General features: G+C 36.3%; 26 protein-coding genes. 15 read left to right on the forward strand and 11 right to left on the reverse strand.

Translation table 11 applies throughout. The features are described 5' to 3' along the window. From ABGX27_06430 to selD, 3 genes are all read right to left on the reverse strand, one after another. A partial coding sequence (locus ABGX27_06430; GenBank protein ID MEO2069133.1) for a homocysteine biosynthesis protein occupies positions 1 to 252 on the reverse strand: 252 nt, incomplete at its 3' end. Positions 253 to 290: 38 nt separating this feature from the next. Beyond that, positions 291 to 1625, reverse strand: coding sequence for a 30S ribosomal protein S12 methylthiotransferase RimO (rimO, locus tag ABGX27_06435; GenBank protein MEO2069134.1), 1335 nt, complete (start codon positions 1623 to 1625; stop codon positions 291 to 293). Further along, positions 1622 to 2668, reverse strand: coding sequence for a selenide, water dikinase SelD (gene selD, locus ABGX27_06440; protein MEO2069135.1), 1047 nt, complete (start codon positions 2666 to 2668; stop codon positions 1622 to 1624). Before selD ends, rimO begins: the two co-directional genes overlap by 4 nt. 69 nt (positions 2669 to 2737) lie before the next feature. Between selD and ABGX27_06445 the strand changes: the two genes are divergently transcribed. From ABGX27_06445 to ABGX27_06475, 7 genes are read left to right on the forward strand one after another with little or no spacing between them, the layout of a single operon-like run. Further along, positions 2738 to 2983, forward strand: coding sequence for a nicotinamide mononucleotide transporter (locus ABGX27_06445; protein ID MEO2069136.1), 246 nt, complete (start codon positions 2738 to 2740; stop codon positions 2981 to 2983). Beyond that, entirely contained in the window at positions 2983 to 3738 is a 756-nt protein-coding gene (gene surE, locus ABGX27_06450; protein ID MEO2069137.1) for a 5'/3'-nucleotidase SurE, read from the forward strand. Before ABGX27_06445 ends, surE begins: the two co-directional genes overlap by 1 nt. Before the next feature lie 4 nt (positions 3739 to 3742). Then, positions 3743 to 4312, forward strand: coding sequence for a YqaA family protein (locus tag ABGX27_06455; protein ID MEO2069138.1), 570 nt, complete (start codon positions 3743 to 3745; stop codon positions 4310 to 4312). Beyond that, entirely contained in the window at positions 4309 to 4866 is a 558-nt protein-coding gene (locus ABGX27_06460; protein MEO2069139.1) for a 4Fe-4S dicluster domain-containing protein, read from the forward strand. The genes ABGX27_06455 and ABGX27_06460 overlap by 4 nt, the downstream gene beginning before the upstream one ends. Continuing rightward, positions 4853 to 5794, forward strand: a complete 942-nt coding sequence (gene holA / locus ABGX27_06465; GenBank protein MEO2069140.1) for a DNA polymerase III subunit delta — start codon at positions 4853 to 4855, stop codon at positions 5792 to 5794. Before ABGX27_06460 ends, holA begins: the two co-directional genes overlap by 14 nt. Beyond that, a complete protein-coding gene (gene rseP / locus ABGX27_06470) occupies positions 5795 to 7078 on the forward strand; it encodes an RIP metalloprotease RseP (protein MEO2069141.1) in 1284 nt (427 codons plus the stop codon). Next, positions 7075 to 7866: a TlyA family RNA methyltransferase gene (locus ABGX27_06475; GenBank protein MEO2069142.1), complete on the forward strand. Its 792-nt coding sequence runs from the start codon at positions 7075 to 7077 to the stop codon at positions 7864 to 7866. The genes rseP and ABGX27_06475 overlap by 4 nt, the downstream gene beginning before the upstream one ends. A gap of 31 nt (positions 7867 to 7897) precedes the next feature. Here the strand turns inward: ABGX27_06475 and ABGX27_06480 are convergent, their stop codons facing one another. After that, complete coding sequence (locus ABGX27_06480) at positions 7898 to 8632, reverse strand: N-glycosylase/DNA lyase (GenBank protein ID MEO2069143.1); 735 nt, start codon at positions 8630 to 8632, stop codon at positions 7898 to 7900. Between the two features lie 36 nt (positions 8633 to 8668). Further along, entirely contained in the window at positions 8669 to 10135 is a 1467-nt protein-coding gene (gene guaB / locus ABGX27_06485; GenBank protein ID MEO2069144.1) for an IMP dehydrogenase, read from the reverse strand. 102 nt (positions 10136 to 10237) lie between these two features. Between guaB and argH the strand changes: the two genes are divergently transcribed. The 8 genes from argH (at position 10238) to ABGX27_06525 (ending at position 19373) form a co-directional block, all read left to right on the forward strand. Continuing rightward, entirely contained in the window at positions 10238 to 11623 is a 1386-nt protein-coding gene (gene argH, locus ABGX27_06490) for an argininosuccinate lyase (protein MEO2069145.1), read from the forward strand. 37 nt (positions 11624 to 11660) lie between these two features. Further along, positions 11661 to 12506, forward strand: a complete 846-nt coding sequence (locus tag ABGX27_06495; GenBank protein ID MEO2069146.1) for a transketolase — start codon at positions 11661 to 11663, stop codon at positions 12504 to 12506. Then, positions 12507 to 13442: a transketolase family protein gene (locus ABGX27_06500; protein MEO2069147.1), complete on the forward strand. Its 936-nt coding sequence runs from the start codon at positions 12507 to 12509 to the stop codon at positions 13440 to 13442. After that, positions 13442 to 14722 (forward strand): S41 family peptidase, encoded by a 1281-nt coding sequence (locus tag ABGX27_06505; GenBank protein ID MEO2069148.1) that lies wholly within the window; start codon positions 13442 to 13444, stop codon positions 14720 to 14722. The genes ABGX27_06500 and ABGX27_06505 overlap by 1 nt, the downstream gene beginning before the upstream one ends. Further along, entirely contained in the window at positions 14719 to 15345 is a 627-nt protein-coding gene (locus ABGX27_06510) for an alpha/beta fold hydrolase (protein MEO2069149.1), read from the forward strand. Before ABGX27_06505 ends, ABGX27_06510 begins: the two co-directional genes overlap by 4 nt. Before the next feature lie 127 nt (positions 15346 to 15472). Further along, entirely contained in the window at positions 15473 to 16765 is a 1293-nt protein-coding gene (locus ABGX27_06515; GenBank protein MEO2069150.1) for a nickel-dependent hydrogenase large subunit, read from the forward strand. Between the two features lie 11 nt (positions 16766 to 16776). Further along, positions 16777 to 17706, forward strand: a complete 930-nt coding sequence (locus ABGX27_06520; protein ID MEO2069151.1) for a hydrogenase small subunit — start codon at positions 16777 to 16779, stop codon at positions 17704 to 17706. Beyond that, a complete protein-coding gene (locus ABGX27_06525; protein ID MEO2069152.1) occupies positions 17706 to 19373 on the forward strand; it encodes a methyl-accepting chemotaxis protein in 1668 nt (555 codons plus the stop codon). The genes ABGX27_06520 and ABGX27_06525 overlap by 1 nt, the downstream gene beginning before the upstream one ends. 4 nt (positions 19374 to 19377) lie before the next feature. Here the strand turns inward: ABGX27_06525 and hmdC are convergent, their stop codons facing one another. From hmdC to hmdB, 6 genes are all read right to left on the reverse strand, one after another. Further along, complete coding sequence (gene hmdC / locus ABGX27_06530; GenBank protein MEO2069153.1) at positions 19378 to 20919, reverse strand: 5,10-methenyltetrahydromethanopterin hydrogenase cofactor biosynthesis protein HmdC; 1542 nt, start codon at positions 20917 to 20919, stop codon at positions 19378 to 19380. Then, positions 20919 to 21584 carry a ThiF family adenylyltransferase gene (locus tag ABGX27_06535; GenBank protein ID MEO2069154.1) on the reverse strand — a complete coding sequence of 222 codons (666 nt, stop codon included), beginning with the start codon at positions 21582 to 21584 and terminating at the stop codon, positions 20919 to 20921. The genes hmdC and ABGX27_06535 overlap by 1 nt, the downstream gene beginning before the upstream one ends. 8 nt (positions 21585 to 21592) lie before the next feature. After that, entirely contained in the window at positions 21593 to 22069 is a 477-nt protein-coding gene (locus ABGX27_06540; GenBank protein ID MEO2069155.1) for a FeGP cofactor biosynthesis protein HcgF family protein, read from the reverse strand. After that, a complete protein-coding gene (locus ABGX27_06545; GenBank protein MEO2069156.1) occupies positions 22032 to 22733 on the reverse strand; it encodes a Nif3-like dinuclear metal center hexameric protein in 702 nt (233 codons plus the stop codon). The genes ABGX27_06540 and ABGX27_06545 overlap by 38 nt, the downstream gene beginning before the upstream one ends. A gap of 110 nt (positions 22734 to 22843) precedes the next feature. Beyond that, a complete protein-coding gene (locus tag ABGX27_06550; protein ID MEO2069157.1) occupies positions 22844 to 23899 on the reverse strand; it encodes a FeGP cofactor biosynthesis guanylyltransferase HcgB family protein in 1056 nt (351 codons plus the stop codon). Beyond that, positions 23859 to 24713, reverse strand: a complete 855-nt coding sequence (gene hmdB / locus ABGX27_06555) for a 5,10-methenyltetrahydromethanopterin hydrogenase cofactor biosynthesis protein HmdB (protein MEO2069158.1) — start codon at positions 24711 to 24713, stop codon at positions 23859 to 23861. Before hmdB ends, ABGX27_06550 begins: the two co-directional genes overlap by 41 nt. Between the last annotated feature and the right edge of the window lie 67 nt (positions 24714 to 24780).

Raw genomic sequence — 24780 nt, forward strand, 5'->3', positions numbered from 1 at the left:
GACTCCGTTAAGGTATATCTCTTCCATTTTCATACGGGGTTTGGTGTGTCCAACGTTTAAAAAAGCTCCTGAGGAACACATTGCACCGAAAGTTCCTGTTGTAACTACATCAACTTCTTCTGCTGCTTTTACAACACCCAGCTCTTCGACAATTTCTATCATCTCTTCAGCAGTAACAACTACTGCTTCTCCTTTTCTTATCTTCTCGTTTATCTCTTCGTACGTTTTTACCACCTTGAGCTGTTGTTTCATTTACCTTCCTCTCAAAAAGGAGTTTCTAATCTTATACTTTAGGGAATATATAAGTTTTTTAAACTATTGGTAGTTTTTTCATCAGTTGTTTCTGCAATCAGGTCAACATTACTTGCCAAACCGGTAATTTTTGCTTTAACTATGGAACCGGGTTTAAAGTTCCCTTTTAGGAATACCAAGCCATCTATTTCATATGCGTTTCTATAACTTCTTGCTTCCATAAATCCAGGCATTTCGTGAGATGCTGTATCAACGATTAGTTCAAATTCCTTTCCAACAAGCTCTAAGTGCTTCTTTTCGTAGATGGAATATTGAACTTCTTCTATGAGGTTTAGTCTAGATTCTTTTACTTCTTCCTCTAAATCTCCAAGAGGATAGGCAGCTGTTCCTTCTTCCCTTGAATACTTAAAGAAACCTGCCCAGTCAAACTGAACATCTTTGATAAAGGAGAGGAGTTCTTCAAACTCCCTTTCTCCTTCTGTTGGAAATCCAACTATAAAGGTCGTTCTTATCGTCACATCCTTTATCCTTTTCCTAAGTTTATCGATAAGTTCTTCAACACCTTTCCTTGTATATTTCCTACCCATTGAAGCCAAAACTTTGTTGTTTATATGTTGAAAAGGAACATCAAAGTACTTAAGTACTTTTTCGGAATTTGCGACAAAATCTATTAGCGAATCAGAAATGTGGGTTGGATATGTGTACATAAGTCTTATCCACTCTATACCTTCAACCTTTTCAAGTTCTTCGAGAAGTTTAAGGAGTCCTTCCTTATCTCCTTTGTCATAAAGATAAGCTGTTGTATCCTGTGCTATAACGTAAAGTTCTTTGACTCCTTGATCGGAAAGTTTTTTTGCTTCTTCTACTAGTTCCTCTATCGGACGGCTTTTGAGATTTCCTCTTATTATCGGTATGGCACAGTAACTACAGTTGTTTGAACAACCTTCTGAAATTTTCAGGTAGGCAATATGAGGGGGAGTTGTTATCTGTCTTAGTAGATAAGGTTTCTGAACTGCAATTTTTTGGTTAAGAATCTTCTCAGCTACCTTCGTTATTTCGTCAACTCCTATGAAAATATCAACCTCTGGAAGTTCTTTTTTAAGTTCTTCTTTGTATCTTTGATAAAGACATCCTGCGACTACTACTTTCTTTTCAGGATTTTCGTTCTTTTCTTCTATAGCGTTAAGGATTTCATCTATTGATTCTTCCTTAGCAGGCTGAATGAATCCACATGTGTTTACAATGATTATGTCAGCGTCTTTTAAGTTATCAACAAATACGACCTTTCCAGTTGCCTTTAAAAGACCGAGCATCACTTCTGTGTCAACTTGGTTTTTGGGACATCCAAGACTTATTACAGCAACTTTTTTCATTTTACTCCCTGTAAAACCTTTATCTTTTTCTCTTTAACAATCTTACCAACAATAGTAGCATGGATTACACCTTTTTCTCTAAGCTTTCTCAGGAGTTTTTCACTTTTTTCTTCTGGGACGGAGATTAGAAGGCCTCCTGAAGTCTGAGGGTCGAATAGTAGTGCTCTTGTATCTTCATCTACTAGGCTGTCAAATTCAACAAAATCTTTTACGTAGTCCATATTCTCGTAAGTTGCTGCTGGTAAGAGTCCCATTGAAGCATACTCTCTTGCTCCTTTAAGAAAAGAAAAGTTGTTAATGAAAATTTCAGCTCCAACATTACTGTGCTTAACCATTTCAAAAAGATGTCCCAAAAATCCGAAACCAGTTATATCGGTACAGGCGTTTACACCAACTTCTACCATAACTTCCGAAGGAGTTTTGTTTAGTGTTGTCATGACTTTCGAGACTTCCTCTACTTCCTTTTGGGATGCCAAATCTGCTTTTATTGCTGTTGTTAGGGCGCCGATTCCCAAAGGTTTTGTATAAATGAGAACATCTCCCGGTTTTGCCGTTGAGTTCTTGACAATTTTCTTTGGGTGAACAGTTCCTATAACGCTTAGTCCGTACTTGGTTTCAAGGTCATCGACGGTGTGTCCACCGATAAGGGAAACTCCAGCTTCTTTTAGTTTTGAGGCTCCTCCTTCAAGGATTTTTGGAAGATACTCTATTGGAACTTTGCAACTTGCAAACATTACAAGGTTTATTGCTGCTATTGGCTTTCCTCCCATTGCGTAAACGTCAGAAAGGGCGTTTGCAACGGCAGTTTGACCGAAAATAAATGGGTCATCTACTACAGGAGTAATAAAATCTGCCGTCAGCACTAAAGCCAGATTGTCAGAAATTTTATAAACTCCTGCATCTTCTGCAGTTTCTATTCCTACCAAAACGTTTTCGTCGATTGGGAACTGTAAATTCTTTAATATCTCTGATAGCCCGACCGGGCTTAATTTTGCTCCTCAGCCAGAGGCTCTAACTGTGGTTGTAAGCTTAAATTTCTCCATTTTCTCTCCTTTGGTTTGGAAATTACATATATTTTACTTTTCCAAAAACTTTCTTAAAGGAGTAATAATTTGGAAAGAACAAAGTTTCAAAAGACGCTTGAGATAATAGCTTCAGTAACGGGAGTTGTTGCCCTCTTGATAACTGCTGTTGGATTTCCGCAAGTTGGTTTTCCAGTTGCACTAATTGCCTCTATGCTCTACGCCACTTACGGGTATTTAACCAAACAGTATGGAATCATGGTAAGTTCTATAATTTACGCCATAGTTGAGATTATAGGTATAATCAGATGGGTGTTCTTGGGGGAAATAGGATAATGGATAAAAAGCCAAGAATTCTTCTTTCAAACGATGATGGTATAAGATCGGAGGGGCTAAAAGCTCTTTACGAAAGGCTCAGCGAACTTGCAGATGTCATAGTTGTAGCTCCCGATAGAGAAAGAAGCGCAATAGGTAGAGCTCTTACCTTACACAGACCTTTAAGGTGTGAGCAAATAGCTGAAAACTGGTATGCAGTTGATGGAACACCAACAAGTTGTGTTTATATTGGCGTTCACGCCATAATGAATGGCGAAAAGCCAGACATGATAGTGGGAGGAATAAACAAAGGTCCAAACCTCGGAGAGGACATCACTTACTCTGGAACAGTTTCAATAGCAATGGAAGGAGCTCTACTTGGAATTCCTTCTATAGCATTTTCTCTTACTGCATTTAAAGATTTTGAATGGGATTCTGCAAGTTCTTGGGCAGTCAGAATAGTGAAAAAAGTTCTTGAAAAAGGTATTCCTAAGAATTGCTGTTTAAACGTTAACATTCCTAACCTTCCTTATGACAAGATAAAGGGAATAAAAATTACAAGACAGGGAAAGAAAGACTATACAGAAAAGGTAGAAGCAAGAAGAGATCCTTGGGGAAGGGTTTACTACTGGATAGGTGGAGAAGAACCAAACTGGAAAGCAGAGCCAGGAACAGACTACTGGGCCATAAAGAACGGTTTTGTTTCAATTACTCCTGTTCATTTAGACCTTACAGATTATAAGGCCTTGGAAGAACTCAAAACTTATAACTGGTGAAGTTATGGAGATAGTATCTTTTGAGTTTTGGCAGGAGTTTGCTCTTCGGTACGGTTTTTGGGGACTTGCTTTTAACTCGTTTATTGAGGCAATTTTTTTTCCCATTCCTCCAGACGTTCTTTTAATAGCTCTGTGCATAGCAGACCCGCAAAACGCATTCCTCTACGCTCTTATTGCAACAGTTTTTTCAAGTCTAGGAGGGGTTGCTGGTTATTTTTTAGGATATTTTGGAGGAAAACCTTTAGCTACTAGATTTTTTGGCGAAGAAAAGGTAAATAAAGTTCATAAACTCTACGAATCTTACGAAAGCTTAATAATCCTACTTGCAGGATTTACTCCAATACCTTATAAGGTCTTCACTATTACTTCTGGGGTTCTTTTTGCCAGTTTAAGGAAGCTTATAGTATTTTCACTTCTTGGAAGAGGATTGAGGTTTTTCAGTGAAGCTGGACTTTTATACTTTTATGGCGAAAGTGTTAAGGAGTTTATCTTTAAAAACCTTAACTTAATCTCTGTTGGAGTTGGAATAATCTTTATCTTAGTTTTCTTTGCTTATAGGAGACTAAAAAGATGAGTAGAAGAAACTTTTTTAGGTTAGTTGCAAACTCTTTCAAGCAGGCTGCTGCTGAATTTGCGTATGAAGTGGCAAAACCGACAAAGGACTATTTAAGACCGCCGGGAAGTGAAAATGAAGATACTTTTTTAGCTCTTTGTAAAAGATGTGGAAAGTGTGTTGAGAACTGTCAAACTGGAGTTCTTGATAAAGTAAAAGACACCAATCCAATAGTCTTCGATACCCCTTTTATGAATTTTGACAAAAACTTTTGTGAGAAGTGTTATACCTGCATTGATAACTGTCCAAGTGGTGCTTTAAAAAAGGAAAACCTTGAAAAATTTAAGCTTGTTGCAAAGCTTGAAAAAACAAGATGCGTAGCCTTTCAGGATATCTTCTGTCAAACCTGCTACTGGTCCTGTCCCAAGATGGATAAAGCTATTACGCTTAAAGACTTTAACTACCCTGAATTTCACGAAGAGTTTTGTTTAGGTTGTGGAAGGTGTATTCACGCTTGTCCAACAATCCCAAAGTCTATAACTTTGGTTAGGGTTGTAAGTAGTGAAAACTGTTAAAGTTCAAGAAGCTCTAAAAGAGATTAAAAGAGGCTTGTTTTTTAAAAGGCTGTTAATCCACGGAGAAGAGTTTTACCTTACCGATCAGTTTTTAAAAAAAATTTCTGCGTTTAGAGATATTGAAAAGTATTCTCTTGATAACCTTTCAGAAATTTATAATTACACTGGTACTTCTCTTTTTGGAGATTCTCCTCTTCTTGTAATTACTGAAATAGATAGGGCAAACGAGGTTTTAAGGAAAAAGGCAGAAAAAGAAAAGTTCTTAAAGTTTTTATTAGGAGTTCAAGAATTTATTTTGGTATCTTTTGGGGAAATTGACTACAAGAAATTAAAAACGGAACTTTTTACAAAAATCTTAAAACTTTTAGATACCGTTATTATCTCTGAAAAGTACACCGAGAAAGCTATCTATTCCATACTCAAGAAGAAGTTTGATTCTGCTGGAAAGAAAGTATCTTTGGAAATCTTAAAACTTATAGTGGAACTTGTTGGAGATGACCTAACTGAACTTAGAAATGAAACCGATAAACTTTTGCTGTATCCCGGAGAGCTTACACCAAAAGTTGTAAAGCTTTTACTGTTTTCAAGCGGCAAGGTAAACGTTTTTGATCTCGTGTTCCTTTTACTTGAAGGGAAGAAAAAGGAGTATATAAAAAAAGTTAACGCTTTACTTTCTCAAGGAGTAGAGCCTTTGGCAATAATTGCTCTCTTGCAAACCCAAGTAAGGCAAATGGTTCTTTTGGCTTGCAGAGAAAATGTAAGACTTCCAAAAGATGTCATTCAAAAGTATAAAACTATCCTTAAAAGAAAAAAATTAAAGGATTTACTTTTACTTTTGAAAGCTCTTGATGAAAGCGAGTTTGCCGTAAAAAGAGGAAGATCGGATGCAAGTGAAGTTCTCAAAAATATAGCATTTGGAGGGTCATAGATGTTAACACTTCTTTATTTTGTTATAGCCATTGGAATTTTGATTTTTGTTCATGAACTTGGACATTTTATTGCGGCAAGGGCTTTTGATGTTAAGGTAGAAACCTTTTCAATAGGTTTTGGGCCTAAACTTTTAAAATTCAGATGGCTTGATACAGAGTTTACAGTAAGCCTTATACCCCTTGGTGGATACGTGAAAATGGCAGGGGAAACTCCCGAAACCGCTTCTTCAAAACCCTACGAATTCTACGCTAAACCTCCTTGGCAAAGGATAGTTATTGCTCTTGCAGGACCGGTAATGAACTTACTTTTAGCTGTTGTTTTCTTCTTTTTTGCTTTTACAATCGGAAGGTACGTTCCAACCTATGAACTTGAAGTTCCAAAAGTTGGTGCTGTACTCAAAGAAGACATTCCTTTAAAACCCGGTGATGTAATAGTTTCTGTTAATGGAGAACCTGTAGGTACTTGGAAAAAATTTTCTCAAGTTATAGCTCTTAATCCAAACAAAGACTTAACCTTAGAAGTTAAAAGAAATGGAGAAATCGTAAAAGTGAAGGTTCACACTAAGGAAGAAGAGAAAAATGGTATTGGTGTTCTTGAAGTAGTGCCTGCTGTAAGACCTGTAGTTGGGAAAGTAATAAAAGGATCTCCTGCCGAAAAAGCTGGGTTAAAAGAAGGAGATGTAATTTTGAAAATTAACGGAAGAGAAATCTCTTCTTGGAAACAGGTGGTTGAAACTATCGGAAATAGTGAAGGAAAGCCTTTGAAAATTTTGGTTTTGAGAAAGGATAAAAAAATAGAAGTGGAAGTTGTCCCAGAGTTTAACGAAAAATTAGGGCGTTATACTATAGGTGTGGTTGCGAAGATGGACATGACTTTTGTCAAGTATCCTGTTTCAGAAGCTATTAAAATGGGATTTGTGGAGTTTGAAAAGCAGACAAAACTCTTTTTCTCTTTCTTAGGGAAGTTAATTACAGGACAAGCTTCTATGAAGTCCTTGGGTGGTCCAATAATGATTGCAGAAGTTGCGGGCAAAGCTGCAGAAAGCGGTATTTCCAATTTTGTCTACTTTATGGGATTTATAAGTTTACAGCTTGGGTACTTTAACCTTTTACCACTACCTATTCTTGACGGCGGATTAATTCTTCTTTTCTTATTGGAGATGATAAGAAGGAAACCTTTATCTTCTGCATTTATTGAAAAGTTTCAGCAGGTAGGTTTAGTAATTCTTGGACTATTAATGATCATTGTCTTTTATAATGACATAATGAGGATCATAAGGTGAAGAAAGAAAGACTTGACAAACTTCTTGTAAGTAAAGGACTTGTTAAGAGTAGAGAGAGGGCAAAAGCCCTCATCATGGCCGGAAAAGTTTTGGTAAACGGTCAAGTTGTTGATAAAGCTGGGGCGTCGGTTTCTCCCGATGCCATTATAGAAATTAAAGGGGATGATATTCCTTACGTTTCAAGGGGAGGATTAAAGCTTGAAACTGCTATAAAAGAGTTTAATCTTGATGTTAAAGATTTTGTTTGTCTTGACATTGGGGCGTCAACCGGTGGGTTTACCGATTGTCTCTTACAGCACGGTGCTAAAAAGGTTTACGCTGTTGATGTTGGAAGAGGTCAGCTAGACTGGAAACTAAGGAACGATGAAAGGGTAATTTCCATTGAGCAGTTTAACGCTCGGTATTTAACAGAAGAAGAAGTTCCTGAGAAAGTTGATTTGGTAGTGATTGACGTTTCTTTTATTTCTCTTACAAAAATCTTACCTGTAGCTAAAAAGTTCTTAAAAGAAAACGGAAAAATAGTAGCTTTAATAAAACCTCAATTTGAACTTACGAAAAAAGAAGTTGATAAGGGAAAAGGGGTTGTAAAAGATCCAGAACTTCATCGAAAAGCTATCCTGAAAATTTTGGACTTTGCCCGTGAAATTGAACTTTATCCTGAAAACTTAACCCTTTCAAAACCAAGAGGTCCAAAGGGAAATAAGGAGTTTTTGGTTCTTCTTTCTCAAAATAAAGAAGATGATAGAGTTGGTGAAGATAAGGTTTGGGAGGAGATTGGTAAGGAATAAAGTTAAAATTGAAATTACTTGCGGCCGTAGATTATTTGTTGGGGTTGGCAGCGATTCTGACAGCTTTGGAAATAATTTTTCTAATTCCCTCTATTTTTTCTTTTAATCTTTTTGGCAGTTTCTCAATTTCTTCCTTCTTCATTCCCATTGGTATCCAGAAGATTGCATCAAGTCTAATCGGAGGAATTTTTGTTTCTTCGGAAAGTTCTTTCCAAAAAGTTTTGTCTTTACTAATTTTAGACAGTCTTGAATCTAACGGAATTGATATTTTCTCTAAATTTTTAGGATTTTTACCAAATGCTATACGGTAGCCATACATAAACATCTTTGCAGAAAATACAATCGTCTTAGCATCTTGTTTTTGAGAAAGACATTTTGAGAGTTCTTTTACAAGGAGTGTTAGATCGTTTCCTAAATCCTCTACGGAATAAAGTGAGAATAAATTTTCAACACAAGAAATTACCTTCTTTAATCTTTTTAATTTTGCATTTAAAAAGCGTCTGTTGTATTTTCTTATAAATTCTTCAAACTTTTGAATTTCAGGATTTTTGGAGAAAAATTCAGAAAACTTTTCCCAATAATCTTCTCCTTTCATCTGAAGTTGGTAAGACATAAGAGCGTTAGTCACGATGAGTTTTAAGAAAGTTTCTTTGTTCTTGACAAGGAAATAAAGCTTTTTTAAGGCAAGGAATTGTCTGTCAAACTCCTCAAGTTTTTCTATTTCTTCTTCTCTAAAGCTTTTTAAAGTTTCTATTAGTTTTTCCATCTTTTCTAAAAAAAGAAAGGGAGCAATAGCCCCCTCTTATCTTTCTATCCAGTAATTTGGAGCTTCCTTTGTGATTATAACGTCGTGAACGTGAGATTCTTTTAGACCAGCGGAAGTAATCTTTACAAATCTTGCTTTCTTTCTCATTTCTTCAATTGTTCTTGCTCCACAGTATCCCATTCCAGCTTTTAAGCCACCTACAAGTTGGTGGATTGTATCTGCAAGAGGACCTCTATATGGAACCATTCCCTCAATTCCTTCGGGAACTAACTTCTTCTCATCAACATCAGACTGGAAGTATCTATCCTTGCTTCCTCTTTTCATTGCACCAAGAGACCCCATACCTCTATAAGCTTTATAGCTTCTTCCTTGGTAAAGGATTAGTTCTCCCGGAGATTCCTTTGTTCCAGCAAAGAGGCTTCCAATCATTACAACCCTTGCACCAGCACCGATAGCCTTAGCTATATCTCCAGAGAATTTAATACCACCATCTGCAATGATTGAAACATCGTATTTATCTGCCACTTCAGAACATTCAAAAATGGCTGTAAGTTGAGGAACTCCAACTCCTGCAACAATTCTTGTTGTGCAGATAGATCCAGGACCTATTCCAACTTTAACAGCATCTGCTCCTGCCTTTATAAGGGCTTCTGTTGCTTCTGGAGTTGCAACGTTACCAGCGATCACTTCAACGTCTGGGAAACGTTCTTTGAGCTTTTTAACGGTTTCTAAAACACCTTTTGAATGACCGTGTGCTGTATCAACAACGATAATGTCAACTCCAGCATCAATTAAAGCTTCTGCCCTTTTTAATCCCTCTTCTCCAACACCAATTGCTGCACCTACTCTCAAACGTCCAAGTTCGTCTTTACAAGCATTTGGGTATTTTCTCTTCTTCTCAATATCTTTTATGGTAATAAGTCCTTTTAAATATCCCTTTTCGTCAACTACTGGAAGTTTCTCTATCTTGTATCTGTGTAGGATTTCCTCAGCCTCTTCTAATGTTGTTCCAACTGGAACGGTTTTTAGGTCTTCTTTTGTCATTACTTCCTTTATTTTCTTACTGTGGTCTTTTACAAATCTTATATCTCTATTGGTAATAATTCCGAGAAGTCTTCCTTCTTCGTCAGTTACTGGAAGACCGGATATTTTGTACTTCTTCATTAAATTTTCTGCTTCTGCTATTGTCTGGCTAGGAGAAACCGTTACGGGCTTAACTATCATTCCGCTTTCGGATCTCTTTACTCTGTCGACCTCTTCTGCCTGTTCTTCGATAGAAAGGTTTTTATGGATTATTCCAATTCCCCCTTCCCTTGCTATTGCTATTGCCAGTTCAGATTCGGTAACGGTGTCCATAGCTGCACTCATTATTGGTATGTTGAGGGTGATTTTCTTTGTAAGTTTTGTTCTTACATCAACTTGACTTGGTAGAACTTCAGAGTAGTTTGGAACGAGAAGAACGTCATCGAAAGTAAGGGCTTCTTTTATCACTTTTCCAAGCATTCTTTCCTCCGAGAAAGCTTTTAGAAATTATAGTTTTGTAGTAGGTCAATGGCAACTTGTTTGATAGAATTAGCCAAACTTTCCTTGTATTGGAGGTACTCTTTGGAAAAGGATAAAAAACTCTGGGGCGGAAGATTTAAAGAGTCTACAGATAAACTTGTTGAAGAATTTACAGAATCTGTTTCTTTTGATAAACGACTTGCACCTTTTGACATTGCAGGAAGTATAGCCCATGTAAAAATGCTTGAAAAACAAGGAATATTAAAAAAGGAAGAAGCTGAGAGAATAATTGAAGGTCTTAACGGTATTTTAAACGATATAGAAGAAGGAAACTTTGAGTGGAAAACAGAACTTGAAGATGTTCATATGAACATAGAAAAAAGACTGACAGAAAGAATAGGTCCTGTTGGGGGAAAACTCCACACAGGACGTTCGAGGAACGACCAAGTTGCTACCGATGTAAGGCTTTATGTTCGCCATGAGATAGAGGAGATTTTAAAGCTTTTAAAGGAGCTAAGGTTTGCCTTCTGGAAACAAGCTAAAGAAAACTTAGAAGTCGTTATGCCTGGATATACCCACCTTCAAATTGCCCAGCCAGTTCTTTACTCCCACCACATGCTTGCTTACTACCAGATGTTTAAAAGAGATGCAGAAAGATTTATGGATACTTTAAAGAGGGTAAACATTTCCCCTCTTGGTAGTGCTGCCCTTGCAGGGACAAGTTATCCTCTTGATAGAGAGTTTACTGCAAAGCTTTTAGGATTTGAGGACATTACGCGAAACAGTATGGATGCTGTAAGTGATAGAGATTTCGTTGCCGAAATTATTTTTAATTGTGCAATGGTAATGATGCACCTGTCCCGTCTTTCCGAAGAGTTAATTTTGTGGTCAACAGAAGAGTTTGGTTTTATAGACCTTCCTGATGCGTTCTGTACCGGAAGTTCTATTATGCCTCAAAAGAAGAATCCAGATGTGTCTGAACTTACAAGAGGAAAAACAGGAAGAGTTTATGGTGATTTAATGGCGATACTAACCATCTTGAAAGGACTTCCTCTAACATACAATAGGGACTTACAGGAAGATAAAGAACCTCTCTTTGATGCAATAGATACTGTTAAACTTTCTTTGAAAGTAAACCAAAAAATTGTCCTTGGAATGAAGCCAAGAAGAGAAAGAATGAAAGAACAAGCAAAGAAAGGTTTTTCTCTTGCTACAGACGTTGCAGATTACCTTGCTAAAAAGGGAGTTCCGTTTAGAGAGGCTCACGAGATTGTTGGAAAGCTTGTAGCCTACTGTCTTGAAGAGAAAAAAGATCTTGAAGATTTAACCTTAGATGAATTCAGAAAGTTTTCAGATAAATTTTCTGAAGATGTTTTAAACTTAATGAGTGTAGAAGGTTCAGTAAACAGTAGGAATATAATTGGTGGTACTGCAAGAAAGCAGGTAGAAGCTGAGATAGAGAGAATTAAAGAGGAAGAAGGATTTTAGGAGGTTTTAAATGATAAGGTTTGAGCCTTCTTTTTTTATGGAGAGAAATAGGGATATAGACGATGGTACTTTAAGTGCAATAGCAAGAGAAGTTAGAAAGGATATTCTCAAGATGACTTCTAACGTTAATTCAGGACATCCCGGTGGTTCAATGTCTGTTACCGACATAATTGTAACTCTCTATTACTACAAAATGAGACACAATCCAGAAAATCCAAAGTGGGAAAAAAGAGATAGATTCGTTCTATCAAAGGGACACGTCTGTCCAGCCCTTTATTCTGTTCTTGCAAGGTGTGGATATTTTCCAGTTGAAAAACTTTTTGAGTTTAGAAAGCTTGGAGGGGATTTACAGGGACACCCAGATATGAACAAAACTCCTGGAATAGAGATAAGTACCGGGTCTTTGGGACATGGGATAGGTGCAGCAGTTGGAATGGCGCTTGCCCTAAAGCTTGATAAGAGCGATAGCAAGGTTTACTGCGTAATTGGTGATGGAGAAGCCCAAGAAGGAAGTGTTTGGGAAGCTTCAATGGCAGCATCTCACTATAATCTTGACAATCTTGTTGTAATCCTAGACAACAATAATCTCCAGATAGATGGTCCTGTTGACGAAGTTATGTCTATCTACCCTGCAACTGAAAAGTGGAAAGCCTTTGGATGGCATGTTTTAGAAATAAATGGACATGACTTTGAAGAAATAAAGAAAGCTCTTGATGAGGCAGATGAAGTTAAGTATAAACCAACAATGATTGTTGCTAAGACTGTAAAAGGAAAAGGTGTTTCCTTTATGGAAAATAGAGCTGAATGGCACGGTAAAGCCTTATCTGAGGATCTTTTAAAAGAAGCTTTAAGAGAGCTTGGAGAAGTTATCGAGGAGGAGTAGATGGAAAAAGTTAGCCTTAGAGACGCTTATGGAGATAAACTTGTTGAACTTGGAAAAAAGGATGAGAAAATAGTTGTTTTAGACGCAGACCTTTCCGGTTCTACAAAGACTTCAAAATTTGCTAAAGTCTTTCCAGAGAGGTTTTTCAACGCTGGTGTTGCTGAAATCAACATGGTAAACATGGCTGCGGGACTTGCAGCAAGTGGCAAAATAGCATTTGTCAGTACTTTTGCTATGTTTGCTACTGGTAGAGCGTGGGAAGCAATAAGGCAAACTGTTTGTTATCCAAATCTTAACGTAAAAGTTGTTTGTACCCATGGTGGAATAACCGTTGGAGAAGACGGGGCTAGCCATCAAGCGCTCGAAGACGTTGCCAATATGAGAAATATTCCAAATATGAGAGTTATAGTTCCTGCAGACGACATAGAAATGAAACAAGTAATAGAAACTGTAGCTTACACCGATGGACCTTTCTACGTAAGACTTTCAAGAGAAAAGTTCCCAAGGATTTTTGATGAAAACTATAAGTTTAAACTCGGTAAAGGAATAGTTTTAAGGGAAGGAAAGGATGTAAGTGTTGTTGCTAACGGTGTGATGACCTACTTTGCCCTTTTGGCAGCGGAAAAGCTTGAAAAAGAAGGGGTATCTGTTGAAGTTATCCATATGCCGACAGTAAAGCCTATTGACGTTGAACTACTTGTGGAATCTGCTTCTAAGACTAAGGCGGTAGTTACTGCCGAGGAACACTCAATAATTGGAGGACTCGGTTCTGCCGTTGCAGAGACTCTTGTAGAAAACTGTCCAGTTCCAATGGAAAGGCTTGGAGTTCCTGATGTGTTTGGACTTTCAGGAAAAGCTTATGAACTTTTAGACTACTTTAAACTGAACGATGAAGGAATAATCGAGAAAGTTAGAAAAGTTCTTGAGAGGAAGTGATGAAAAGGTTTGTAAGGACAACTTTTTTCTTCTCTATAATGATAATCTTTATTCTCCTTCTTGGTAGAGTTTCCATTTCCAATGCCCAAAAAGGTATTGCTGATGATAGGGATGAACTAAGTTACATTAGGCTGTTTACTGAAGCTTACCAGCTTATAAAAGAAAAGTACGTTGAACCTGTAACTCCCAAAAAGCTATTTGAAGGTGCTATTCAAGGAATGTTCAATAAACTTGATCCTCACTGTACTCTGTTTACTCCAGACAAGTTAAAGGAGTTTCAGGTAGAGACAGAAGGGGAGTTTGGTGGACTTGGAATACAGATTACGAAAACTAAGGATGGAAAACTTCTGATAATTACTCCGATAGAAGATACTCCAGCGTATAGGGCTGGAATAAAGCCAGGAGATATAATCGTTAAGATAGAGGATAAAGAAGTTACTCCAGATATGTCTTTGATGGAAGCAGTTAAGCTTATGAGAGGAAAGCCTGGGACAAAGATTAACATCTGGATTTGGAGAAAAGGCTGGGCTGAGCCAAAGAAGTTTACAATTACAAGGGCTGTAATAAAGATTCGTAGTGTTAAGTACAAAGTCTTGGAAGGAAATATTGGATACATAAGATTTACAATGTTCCAGAAAAACTCTATAGAGGAATTTAAGAAAGCGCTGGAAGACTTGAAAAAGAAGAAGCTTCTAGGAATTGTTGTTGATGTTAGAAACAATCCTGGCGGTCTTCTGGATGCAGCTGTGGCGATAAGTGATTACTTCCTTCCTAAAGGAAAGCTAATCGTCTATACGAAAGGTAGAGTTCCTGAAAGTGATAAAAAATATTACTCTGTCCGTAACCCTGTAATACCAACTGATATTCCTGTCGTTATGCTTGTTAACGGTGGTTCGGCAAGTGCAGCAGAGATATTGACAGGTGCTTTAAGGTACAACGGCAGGGCAATAGTGGTTGGAGAGAAAACTTTTGGTAAGGGATCTGTTCAAACTCTCTACCCACTTGAAATGGGATATGCAGTGAAGATAACAACTGCCAAGTACTACATGCCAAACCACAAGTGTATAGACGGTAAAGGAATAAAACCCGATATTGAAGTTAAACTTTCTAAGGAGGATATAGAAACATTCAAGAAAGAAGCTAAAGAAATGGAAGAGCATCCAGAAAGAACGGAAGAGATAAGAAAGAAAAGAGAAAATAGAATAGATAGTCAACTAAGAAGAGCAATTGAAGTAATTAAAGAAATTCATTTAGTTGAAAGCTTTAAAAAAGCATCATGAGTAAGGTTTTTACACTTCACGGATGGAGCTTTGACAGCTCCGTCTGGTCTTTATCTTCTTATAAAGATGCCGTACATTTAGAACTCCCAGGACACGGTAATTCCCCTTTTAAATCTCAAGACGTAGTTTCCTTGGCTAAAGAGATTGGGGACTTTATTCCTGAAAAGTCAACTCTTGTTGGTTGGTCGCTTGGTGCTACCGTATTTTCTCTAACTGCCTTTTTTTACCCTGAAAAAATAGAAAAACTTGTTCTCTTTTCGCCAACTCCCGCTTTTAGCGGGATATCCCAAAAAGAAGTTGTTGTAAAACGGTTTTTGAAAAACTTAAGTAGGGATTTTAAAAAGACAGTTATCTATTTTAGGAGTTTATGTTCAAAGCATTCGTATCCTATCCTCGATCTTTCTCCTGAAGTTGTAGTCAATTTACTTTCTTCCTTCTGTAAGATAGATATTTCCCCGTACTTAGATGAACTGAAAGTTCCAATTGAAATCTTTGTTGGAGAAAAGGACGAGATTACGAAATTGGAGGGGGCATTTCTTTTTTGGAAAAGGGTAAAAAAAGGAAAATTGTCAGTCGTTCCAGGAGAAGATCATCTTACAATCCTTACAAGTTTCCGGTTTTAACGCCTTGTAGTGCGAGATTTATCTTTCTTCTAGAATGAAAGGTTCCTTCATAAGTTTTTATTTCTCGTAAAAGTTTCTGCAAATATAAAAATTGTTATAATGTTTAATATAATTTATGGAGAGAAAAATGAAGAAAAATATATCTCCTTTAACAAGAATAGAGGGGCATCTAAAGATAAGAGTCGAAATAGAAAATGGAAAAGTTGTTAATGCAAAAATAATTGGAGATATGCTTAGGGGGATAGAAAGAGTTGTTTTAAATCGTCATTACATGGACCCCATAAGAATTACCCAAAGGGTTTGTGGCCTGTGTAGTGAAGTTCACGGTTTAGCTTCATGTAAAGCGATAGAAAACGCTATTTTTTTGAAACCAGATGAAAATGGAGAGAAGATTAGGGACTTAATTGTATGTTTTAACATAATAAGCGATCATTTACTTCATTTTTATCAGTTAACCTTGCCGGACTATGTGGATTTTAGGGTCGTAGGTGGGGTTCCTTCGTTTCTGTTCAGAAACCTCGACGGTGTTAGAGATGTAATAAGAGATAAAAAGGTAGTTTCTAGATTTTTGGATAGGTATCTTAATTCTTTCCGAATAAGGACACGGATCTGTCAAGGAATTGCTATTGTCGGAGCAAAAACGCCTTTTGCTCATGCCATTTTAGTCGGAGGAGTCTCGACTTCCATAAGACCGGATTTTGCAACGTTTTTTATTTCCTTATTAAGTGAAATTGAAAAGTGGGTTAATTACTACAAAGAAGATGTTTTACTTTTGTGTAAAAGGTTTCCTCATCTTTTCGAGATAGGAAGAGGACCGAATAACTATCTGTCAATATCCCACCTTTACTGTAAAAGTGGTGTGTTTATAGATGGTTTGGGTGAAGAACACTTTGATGTTTCGCAGGTATCAGAAATGGAACCTATGTATGGTTTTATAAATTGTCCTACTTATAGAAACGTTAAAATGGAACTTGGTCCTTTAGCAGAATGCATGATAAGAAAAGACTCTTTGTTTAAGGAAATCTTAAGGGAAGTTAATCAAGAAAGAAACGCTAATTCACTGATGGGACGTCTTATTGCGAGATTTGTAGATACATATAGAGCCTTTGAGTACGCAAAATATTTGATAGAAAGAATAGAAATAAAAGAAAAAAATCTCTTTTGGATAGATCCTTCTAAAAAGGTGTCCGGAAAAGGCTTTGGTTTTGTTAAGGCGCCAAGAGGAGCATTGATACATTATGTAGAGATTGAAAGTTCGAAAGTGAACTTTTATTCCATAATTTCCCCTTCTACGTGGAACTTTTCAGCGGGAGGAGCTGTGGAAACCGCTTTAAATGGTTGTCCTGCGGACAATAGCCTTTTGAATGTTGGTAGGATAATAAGAAGTTTTGATCCGTGTACTGCTTGTTCAATTCACTAAAGAGGTCAATTATGGATTTAGAGAGGAGGGAGTTTTTTAAGTATTTAGCCTATTTGGGAGGACTTTTAGGATTACCTTCTACTGTTTCTAAGGCTTATGGAGAGACATTAAAGAGAATAAAGGAAGGAGAAATAAGAATACTTATTCTTTCCGGTCAATCGTGTTCAGGATGTTTACTCTCCTCTACTTATTCAGATTCTCCTTACTTTAGTGACCTTGTTTTGATGATTAAATCTTTCTTTACTACAACTTTTTCGGCTTCAGATGGGGAGGAATATTTAAGAGAAGTTTTTTCCATTATAGAGAGGGGAAACTACATCTTAACTCTTGAAGGAAGCGTTCCTGGAAATCCTATGTTTTGTGAGTTTGGAGACTATCCTTATACTGAAGTGCTTTTAAAAGCTGTAAAAAATGCTTCTTTTATAGTAAATATGGGGACGTGTGCTTCTTTTGGAGGTATTCCTGCAGCAGACGGAAATCCTACAGGCGCAATGTCTGTTTCAGAATTTCTTAAAAGACAAGGTTTATCAGTGCCTTATATAAATGTTCCTGGCTGTCCTGTTAGATCGGATAGGATACTGTCTACTTGGCTTTACATTGCGACTTTCGAAAAACTTCCACCTTTACATAAGAAATTAAAAATTCCTAAGATGTTCTTTGGAGACTTAATTCACAATAACTGTGAAAGGTATCAGTACTTTAACCAGGATGTTTACGCATCCTATCCTGGAGATGGAAGAAAGTGTCTACTTGCAATAGGTTGTAGGGGACCTATTACTCGAGGAGACTGTTCTTACGTTAGATGGAACTGCGGAAAGAACTACTGTATTTCTGCAGCAACTCCCTGCATTGGTTGTTCTAATCCTAACTTTCCTTTTAAAGAACCAATGTACGTTTCAAAAAAAGAAATTCTTAAGGATATCAAGATAGAGGAAAAGTGATGAAAGTAAAGTACCTTCTTCCGGCAACTGTTATTGGGGCTTTACTGATTTTTATAGGTTTTTTTGTGTATTATTCAACTAAAAGTGTTGAAATTTTTAGTTCTCAGTTTGGAAAGTTAAGTGAAGGTATAGCTACATCTGCCTTTGAAGCTTCTTACGATGCTTTACGAAAAGGAAACATGCTTTTGTTTGAAAATATTTTAAAAACCATTTCCAAGGAAGAAGGAATAAAAGAATTTTCTCTTGCCGATGAAGATGGGATAGTTAGATACTCTTCTGATCCTAAAAAGAAAAATATAATTGTAGATGTTGACAGTTTGTTAAATCTTGGAGAAAAAAACTCAAACGGTTTAATCGTTTTGGATAATGAAAAATTAAAAGAAAAAATCATTATAAAGCCTGTGTTTACTATCAAGTACTGTTTAAGATGTCATGTAAATTGGAAAGAAGGAAGAGTTAACTCATACTACATTCTTAAAATAGATACCTCAAAGCTTGCAGAAGTGATTAGTACCAACCAAAAAGTTCTTGCAGGTTTTGTATTCATTGCTCTTATCACTATCGTTGTAATCTATCTTTTAATCAGGTATACAATTATTCAACCTCTTGAGGAAATAAGAGAAGCTTTAGAGGAGATATCAAGAGGAAACTTGGACGTTAAGCCCTATATAAAAGTCAAAAATGAATTTCGGGAAGTTGGAAAGTCATTAAATAGAACTTTAAAGAGCATTAAGTTTATCTTTTCTCAAATAGAAAAGTTTGCCACAGAAGTTGCCGATGGAAATGTGTTTGTCGATATAGATTATGGAAACGCTCCCGGTGTGTATAAAGATATTCTTTTAAGGCTTATGGATATCTCTGATAGTCTAAAGAAGTTTGTAAGAATATTAGAGAATACTTTAGTTAAGATAGAAGAAATGAACTTAGGGGTTAAAGTAGGAAAGACCTCTTCTAACAACTTGATAGAAATATCCAGAGCTTTTCAAGTTATATTTAAGGAATTTAGTGCATCTATAGCTGAACTTCTAGAAGAACTCTTAGAGACAATTTCTACTTTTAATACTCAAAACGAAAGAACAAAAGAAATTTCAAAAAAAATGTTGGGATTGGTGGATACTCTTAAAGGTTTAAAGAAGGATATGGAAAGAATATGTGTATCTTCGGAAGCTACAAGTAAGAAGTTGGAAAAAACAGAACTTTCCTTTAGAGAAATGGAAAGTACAATAGAGAAAAGGATGAACGAACTTAATAAAATTATTGAGATGATTCTTTCTATTTCTGAACAGACGAATCTTCTTGCATTAAATGCAGCAATAGAAGCGGCAAGGGCAGGAGAACAAGGAAAAGGCTTTGCTGTCGTTGCAGAAGAGGTCAGAATTCTTTCTCAAAGGGTTTCAGAACAAGCTAAGGAAATAAAAGGAATAATATCTAATTTTTTTGAAGATATGGACAAAATGGTTTTTGTTCACCTTTCTCAACTTCTTAGTGAAGTGAAAAGTAGTATGGAAAATCTTTCTCAGGTTGTTAGAAAAGCTTCAGATACAGCTCAGAAAAAGGCTGAAGAAGCTGAAACTCTTCAGTCAGAAGTTGCTTCCTTAATGGAATTATCAAACAAGTCTAAAGAGAAAATAGGTGCAATTGTTAAAAGGTTTGGGAGTGGAGATTAAAAACCTAACATACCTTTTCTAGAACTAAGACCTTTTTCCTTTGTGTAAATTTTTTGATTAGCGAAGGAATAAAAGATGTCAAAATAGAAATATCCGATTTCTCTATGCACATTTCATCACTTCCATTACAAGGAGTTATCTTGACGTTGAGATTTTCTTTAAAAATTTTGTAGGTTATCTCTTCCACTCTTTTGTCTTTATCGCTTACTAGAATTTCTTTAACAAATGGAGAAATAGCTTTTGCTATTCCCCAAGCGACAAATCTGCATCCTAAAAGACCAACTTTTTTAATTTCTTTTTCTTTTAGAAAAGAAGAAAGTTTCTTTAAATTCCATTCTAGTTGAATATTTTTTGAAAGAGGAGAAGAGTAAACCAAAAGCCAATGAGCATCTCCTATAGGAATATTTCCTAATTTCCCTTCAGGATACAAATACTCTTTTCCTAAAAACTTTGCAGACTTTGCTATTACCATTAGTGATTCTTTGTCACAAGGAACTGGAAATAGGGAATCTGTAACTTCCTGTGCCATTATTTCCATTACTTTGGGAAGTCCAAACTTGTTAACGGTAGCCTCAGAAGGAGTGTAACCTGACATGTAAGCGTGGTGATTCCCTGGAAAGCCACTAATCACGCTATTTAATCCTCCACGTAAAGCAAGTCTTAACTCATTCTCGTACTGGCCATTTGTTGCAACGATTTTCCCTACCGATGTTATTCTTGCCATTACTGTAGCTTCTAAAACCTTCCTTTCTGGATTAGAGGCCTTGTTGTAAGGCCCCCCTTCTATAACTATTTCATCTATTTCATGTTCAATGCAGGCCTTTAAGCCTTTTAGAAGGTCATCTTTTCCGTCTCCGACACAAATTATGGCTCCAGTTCCTTTTCCTTTTTCTTTTGCGAGTTCTACGACCGATAAAGTTTCTTCTATTGAAGCAGAGTGAGAGTTTTCTTTTTGGAACGACATAAAACTAACGCTTATAGATTGTACTAATTCTACCCAACCTTCCCTTTCATCTAAAAAGGCTTTTTCTTTTTCTATTAACCTTTTATGAATTCTTCCTCTTGGACATCCGTTAAACACCTTACCGGAACGATAGCAATCTGCAGGGCATTTTACTATTTCTTCTGGATACCGCATTGGTCCATATTTTCCGAAGTGATCAACATCAATCGGCATTTGAGTTAAACTTCTAAATCCTTCCATAAGTTGTAAAGGAGTTTTTTTCAATTTTTCTGCCAATTCTGCAACAACGTACGAACACACATGAATAGGAAAGCCTAATCTATCTACGAGACGAAAGCCTCCTTTTATCTCTTCAACATTCTGCCTAATGCTTACCACATCCACCATTATTTCATTTAGGTCACACCCGAAAGGAAACTCTTTAAACTTTCTGCCTAAAACTAAAAGTTTCTCCGTAGAAAGGTTTTCTATAGCTTTGAATATCAGGTCAAGATTTTCCTTTTCTTTTTCTATTTTATAAAGAGTATACTGGGCGTTAAGATCTCCATTTATAGTATCTTCTATTAGATTTAGGATTTCCATTACTTATCCTCCCTATTCTTTTCAAGATAAAGGATTTTAAGTGCCTCTACTGAAATAGCTTCAGCTATTTTTTCTAAATTTGTAGAGGTTATTGGCAAGCCGTCTTTTATTAGTTTTCCGGTTCCAATGAAAGTTATCAGGCTGGAGTCTGAAGGAAAGTCTTTTTCTTCTTTTAAAAAGAGGGCTGGACCTTCAGTAACTTTATTTAGACTTTTAAAAATCTTTATGCTTTCGTTTCCAAAACCAAAAACTCCGTTTGTTGTTATGAAGTGAATCTTATTTTTAACACAAAAATTTGCAACCTTTGAGATAAGATTTAAAGTATTTCCCCCTGCTATTGTAGAAATTACAACCTTTGAATTTTTCAAACTTTCAAAATCTTCGTCCGAAAAAAATTTGGGCCTTGAAATTATTGTCTTATCATTGTTAATAAATACTCTTTCTAGGAAAGATGCTTTGTTTTCACCAAGGACTGATCCCTTTAGCAGATGATACGTATCGTTCCCTTCCACGCAAGCTCCATCAAAGACTTCCAATATTTTGAATCCTCCCCGATGTACCATTATCAATTTTTCAAAAACTCTTATTCCAAGTCTTCCTGCTCCAAGAAGGACAACTTTTCCAAAAGGTTGAAGTTTTTTTTCAAGCAGTAAAACCTTATCCACCTTCCAACCTACCTTAAAAGGTTTTCTAAAAGCTTTAGAGTTTTTTCCTTAGCAGAATTTTTTCTCATTCTAATTTCTTTTTCTTCTGCCTTTTCAAAATTTTTTACTTCAAAGTCAGAATGTATAACGAACGTTTTTCCTTTAAACTTTACAATAACGCATCCTCTTCCTTCTCCTGCACTGGACACAACGACTATGTCGCTACCGAAAAGCTGCAATAATCTTTCACTTAAGATGGCACAGACCTCTATGTCTCCTTTTTCGTCGTAGATTTTTATATTGTTTATCTCTTTTTTGGGCTTTGGAAGCTTTACACCTAAAAGCTTTTCTATAATGGAAATGGAAGGTGCAAAAGCTGAAAAAACGACAGAAATGTTCCATCTATTTTTAACGTATGGAGCCGATTTTTTGTGAACTTCCATACCTATTTCGCAGTGGGTGAAACACTCAAGAGATACAAAAGTAAGAGTACGGTTCTCCAACATCCACAAACTCCGCTTGTACCTTTTCTCTTAACCTATTTGCTAGTTCCATAGTTCCGGGAATTTCACACTTATAGTGGGGAATCTCTATGAAACCTATACCTTTACTCTTTAGCTTCAAAGCTATATGGTGAGTTAAATCTCCAGAAATAACTAAATCAACACCTTCACTTTCTACTTTTTCAATAAAAGGGACAAAGTTTAAGCCGCAACCACTGAAAACAGCTACTTTTTCAATTTCTTCCTCAGGTATGTAAAATCGGGAAAACTTTAAGTTGAACTCTTTGAAAATATTCTCTAATGCCTCTTTTTTATTCTTCTTCCAACTTCCTACCATTCCTAACCGTGTTTCGTCTAAGAATTTAAGGTCTTCCAAGCCTATCTTCTCTCCAAGTTTCTTGTTGCATCCCCACTCCACCCTGTCAAGTGGAGTATGAACTACAAAGACGGGCTTTTGAGGAATGAACGGTGGTAGGTGATGAGATACGATAACGTCGTAGTCTTCAAAAGAATTTAAAGAAATCGGAACATCAACAACAACGGCTACTTTTTTAACTTTCTTAGGTCTAATACTTCCTAACCAACCGTAAAAGTCTTTATCTAAAGCAAGAGATGGAGGTAACAGTCCTTTTATGAAGTCTTCAAACTCTTTCCAGTGTAAACTCAAGATTCTCTATTACCTCCATTATGGCGTTATTAATAGTTTCTGTGGATAGGTTGCTTTCTGCTTTACAAGATACGGCCAAAGCAGGAAGTTCCATTGCTTCATAGAAGGAGTTAACGCTTTTTTAAGTTAAAAAGAAAACTTTCAGCAAAAAGCAGTTGAGGAACTGCATAAAGAACATCTTTTTCTTTCTCTAAGTTATCTGCTACTTTTCTTGCTACTTTCACGGTAAGAGTCATCGTTCCAGAAGTATTTGCAAAAAGAACTTTTGGTTTTAAGATGTAATCGGGAGATCCCTTTTTTTCAAAGTTTTGTATACCGGAAGCTAATTCGGAAACAACTACCTTTCCTTTAAAGCCCTCTACAGTTTTTTCCTTTACGTTAGCTCCACCATAACCTGTAAGGTCAAGGACTAGGTCGTATTCTTTATTTTTATCGGGAGTAAGATAAGCAGTACCGCATTTTTTTGTAAGTTCAAGCACTTTTTCTTCCTTATCATAAATGAAAATTTCACTGAAATTTTTACTTAGGAATTCAGGTAAAAAGATTCCTGCTAAGTATCCCCCTACAATTAAAAGCCTTTCTCCTCTAAATTTTTGTAAAGGTTCTGCTTTCTTTCTGGCAATTTCTCTTGCTACGTCAAGAAGAGATAACGATGAATATACAGTTTTTGTTTTTTCTGTTATGCCTTTGTGGCTGAGAGAGAAACCAATTCTTCTAAGAACTCTAATGGTATCGAGAATGACTGCTGTTTCTAAACTTAAGCAGTGAAGGTGATGTGGAGGAGAGGTTACTGCGGACAAAATTCTTCCAAGTTTATCTATAAGTACTGTTAAAGCACCTGAACCGGGAACTCCTAACCTTCCTCGTGCTAAGAAGAAATCGCAATCCTCAACGTTTCTTCCCGCTAAAGCTTTAAATAATGCAGGTATATCCGTTAAATCAAAATTTTCTGTAGGTATTTTTACCCATTTAACTTTATTTATTCCAAAAGTGGAAATAGTATTTTTCATTAAGTTAAATTTAACACTATTTGAAGATACGATGCCCAGTTTACCTTTTCTTATACTTTCCCTAATTAATGCCGTTTCAGAAGGTTTATCTCCTTTTCTTTTTCCTTCAAGGGATTCAGAAATTGCTTTCCTGAAAACTTTGTATTCTTCTAACATTCGTTTTTACTCCTAAACTTTCAATAATTTCTAATATTTCTTCCAAAATTCCAACCTTGGGAGAACCTACTCCTTTAACAAGAAGTGGGTAATCTCTTGGAACGACAGTTGCTATGTCATTTGCGCCTTTTTCTATAACAGTTGGTAATTCTTTTTTGGAAATAGTTGGGAAGGGAATTGTTATTCGTAAACTTTTAGGAAAGTTTTTTCTAATTTTCTCTATTGTAGAAACTAAAAGTTCAAAGGGTGCTTTTGGATGGTTTTCCATGGGGGTATCTTTGTAGGGATGAAATCTCATAAGAGGAATCTCTTCTGGGGCAATATCTCTAAGCAAATTTATGTGTTTCCTTCTATCCTTTTCACTCTCTCCTATTCCTAAAAGAATACCACTAGAAAGTTCTATTTCTGCTTCTTTTATGAGATAACAAATTTTTATTCTGTCCTTCAGAGAGTCATCAGGTTTCAATTTCTTAAATAGTTTCTCATTTATGGTTTCTAAATTACAACAAATAGTATCAACTCCTACCTTTTTAAGGGTCAAAATCTTTTCTTTTGTTAAATCTCCCCCAACGTTTACTAAAACTTTTAAATTGGTGTTTTCCTTTACTATTTCTACAGCCCGTAAGACTTTCTTAAAGTTTCCATAGCCAGCTGAAATACTTACTCGCTGTATTCCACTTCTTTCAATACTCTTTGCCGCAATTAAAACTTCTTTTTCTCTTTTTTCGGTTAGAAAAAAATAACCATCAGAAGATGTGCCTACCGCAAAACCGCAGTAGGCACACTTTTTTCGTAAACTACAAGAATTACTCACATGTATAGTGGAGGTTATTTCTACCTTATATAATCTACTTATATGAAAAATATTATATGAACAAAGA

This window comes from Desulfurobacteriaceae bacterium, assembly GCA_039832905.1.
GTDB lineage: Bacteria > Aquificota > Aquificia > Desulfurobacteriales > Desulfurobacteriaceae > Desulfurobacterium.

What these genes read in the sequence shown, in the direction of transcription:
- rimO (MEO2069134.1), bottom strand. Translation starts at nt 1,625, where the DNA reads ATGAAAAAAGTTGCTGTAATAAGTCTTGGATGTCCCAAAAACCAAGTT.
- surE (MEO2069137.1), top strand. Translation starts at nt 2,983, where the DNA reads ATGGATAAAAAGCCAAGAATTCTTCTTTCAAACGATGATGGTATAAGA.
- ABGX27_06455 (MEO2069138.1), top strand. Translation starts at nt 3,743, where the DNA reads ATGGAGATAGTATCTTTTGAGTTTTGGCAGGAGTTTGCTCTTCGGTAC.
- ABGX27_06460 (MEO2069139.1), top strand. Translation starts at nt 4,309, where the DNA reads ATGAGTAGAAGAAACTTTTTTAGGTTAGTTGCAAACTCTTTCAAGCAG.
- rseP (MEO2069141.1), top strand. Translation starts at nt 5,795, where the DNA reads ATGTTAACACTTCTTTATTTTGTTATAGCCATTGGAATTTTGATTTTT.
- ABGX27_06480 (MEO2069143.1), bottom strand. Translation starts at nt 8,632, where the DNA reads ATGGAAAAACTAATAGAAACTTTAAAAAGCTTTAGAGAAGAAGAAATA.
- guaB (MEO2069144.1), bottom strand. Translation starts at nt 10,135, where the DNA reads ATGCTTGGAAAAGTGATAAAAGAAGCCCTTACTTTCGATGACGTTCTT.
- ABGX27_06495 (MEO2069146.1), top strand. Translation starts at nt 11,661, where the DNA reads ATGGAGAGAAATAGGGATATAGACGATGGTACTTTAAGTGCAATAGCA.
- ABGX27_06500 (MEO2069147.1), top strand. Translation starts at nt 12,507, where the DNA reads ATGGAAAAAGTTAGCCTTAGAGACGCTTATGGAGATAAACTTGTTGAA.
- ABGX27_06505 (MEO2069148.1), top strand. Translation starts at nt 13,442, where the DNA reads ATGAAAAGGTTTGTAAGGACAACTTTTTTCTTCTCTATAATGATAATC.
- ABGX27_06510 (MEO2069149.1), top strand. Translation starts at nt 14,719, where the DNA reads ATGAGTAAGGTTTTTACACTTCACGGATGGAGCTTTGACAGCTCCGTC.
- ABGX27_06515 (MEO2069150.1), top strand. Translation starts at nt 15,473, where the DNA reads ATGAAGAAAAATATATCTCCTTTAACAAGAATAGAGGGGCATCTAAAG.
- ABGX27_06520 (MEO2069151.1), top strand. Translation starts at nt 16,777, where the DNA reads ATGGATTTAGAGAGGAGGGAGTTTTTTAAGTATTTAGCCTATTTGGGA.
- ABGX27_06525 (MEO2069152.1), top strand. Translation starts at nt 17,706, where the DNA reads ATGAAAGTAAAGTACCTTCTTCCGGCAACTGTTATTGGGGCTTTACTG.
- hmdC (MEO2069153.1), bottom strand. Translation starts at nt 20,919, where the DNA reads ATGGAAATCCTAAATCTAATAGAAGATACTATAAATGGAGATCTTAAC.
- ABGX27_06540 (MEO2069155.1), bottom strand. Translation starts at nt 22,069, where the DNA reads ATGTTGGAGAACCGTACTCTTACTTTTGTATCTCTTGAGTGTTTCACC.
- ABGX27_06550 (MEO2069157.1), bottom strand. Translation starts at nt 23,899, where the DNA reads ATGTTAGAAGAATACAAAGTTTTCAGGAAAGCAATTTCTGAATCCCTT.